This window comes from Streptomyces sp. UF-297 (assembly GCF_058245575.1).
In genome coordinates, this window is the sequence record NZ_JBSIBZ010000222.1 from 1 (window position 1) to 1,236 (window position 1,236).

At 70.9% G+C, this 1,236-nt stretch carries 2 protein-coding genes; both read left to right on the forward strand.

Translation table 11 applies throughout. The features are described from left to right. Positions 1-181 precede the first annotated feature (181 nt). Entirely contained in the window at positions 182-658 is a 477-nt protein-coding gene (locus tag AC4IJH_RS43530; RefSeq protein WP_490857567.1) for a hypothetical protein, read from the forward strand. Between the two features lie 78 nt (positions 659-736). Then, positions 737-1,021, forward strand: a complete 285-nt coding sequence (locus tag AC4IJH_RS43535; RefSeq protein ID WP_490857568.1) for a hypothetical protein — start codon at positions 737-739, stop codon at positions 1,019-1,021. The last annotated feature ends 215 nt before the right edge of the window (positions 1,022-1,236 follow it).

The following is a 1,236-nucleotide window of genomic DNA, read 5'->3' on the forward strand; positions in this document are numbered from 1 at the left end:
GGGGGGTCGGCCCGGCCCGGAGGGCACGCGCGGCACCGCGAGAAATCCGAGAAAAACCCTGGTCAGACCCCCTTTTCCGCTTCCGTTTCCGGGCCAACACTGGTAATGTTGTCCTTGTTGGAAGGGGGTGGCGCCCCGGACAACGAGAACCACTCGAAACCCGCACCACGGAGGCAGGGCAATGTTCCTCTCGAACTTCCGCACCGCAGACGGCCGCCGCACCGCCGAACTCACGGAGACCACGATCACCGTGTTCGAAGGCGGCAAGATCATCGCCGAGGTCCCCGCGACCGAACGGCACCGCGAGTACCCCGGAACCGTCTGGGAAGTGATCAACTCCGTCACCGATCCCGAGACCATCGAACTGGCCCAGATGATCGACTTCATCGTCTCCGCCACGACCGACGTCGTCCGCCCGGTCATGGCCGGACTTCCGATGCAGTTCCTCACGGACCGCTTCACCACCGACCGCGCATTGACCACCGTTGCGAACGCCTACGAGGCCAACCGCAACCGGTTCGGCTTCCCGCCGGGCCGCGCGGCCGGTCTGGCCGGGGCGCGACTCCTCCGCACCACGATCGCCGGAGTCAGCACCCACGTGCTCACCCAGGTCAGCCGGGCCGTTGAGGCCGCCTACAACAGCCAGCGCCAGCACTGACCCCACCCACCGGGGGGGGGGGGGGGGGGCCCCCCCCCCCCCGGACCCCTCGAAACCCACTCACCGGAGGTACGGACCATGAGCACCGCGACGCTCGCCCCTCACCCGAGCTGGCCCCGGCCGCAGGTCGGCTGGACCTTCGTCCACGCCCCTATGAATCGCTGCACCGGCAAGACCAACCGCTGCACCATTGACCGCATCGAGGACGGCCGCGTGTTCTGGCACGCCGACACCGAGAACGCTGCCGCCCGCGGCGACTACGTCACCCCTCTGTTCACCTTCGCCGCCAACATGGCACGCGGCGACTACTTCACCCCGCCGGAAGTCTTCCGGCTCACCCCGAAGGGATGCACCTGCCCGTAACCGACATTCAACCCGCTCTCGCCGCCCTCCCCGTGTCCGGCCGGTAGACCGGGCCCGGGGGTCGCGCTCCGGGTGCGGCGGGGGGCGCCGGCCTGCCGTCGGTGGCGGCCGCTCGGCGTGGCGAGGTGTTCCGGTGCGGCCGGGGGGCGACGGTCGCGCCGTGGTGGTCGAGGCCGTCGCGCGGCGCCGTCGTGCGGCACCCGGCCCGGGGGGCC

Coding starts and splice junctions, on each gene's coding strand:
- AC4IJH_RS43530 (WP_490857567.1), top strand. CDS start 182: ATGTTCCTCTCGAACTTCCGCACCGCAGACGGCCGCCGCACCGCCGAA.
- AC4IJH_RS43535 (WP_490857568.1), top strand. CDS start 737: ATGAGCACCGCGACGCTCGCCCCTCACCCGAGCTGGCCCCGGCCGCAG.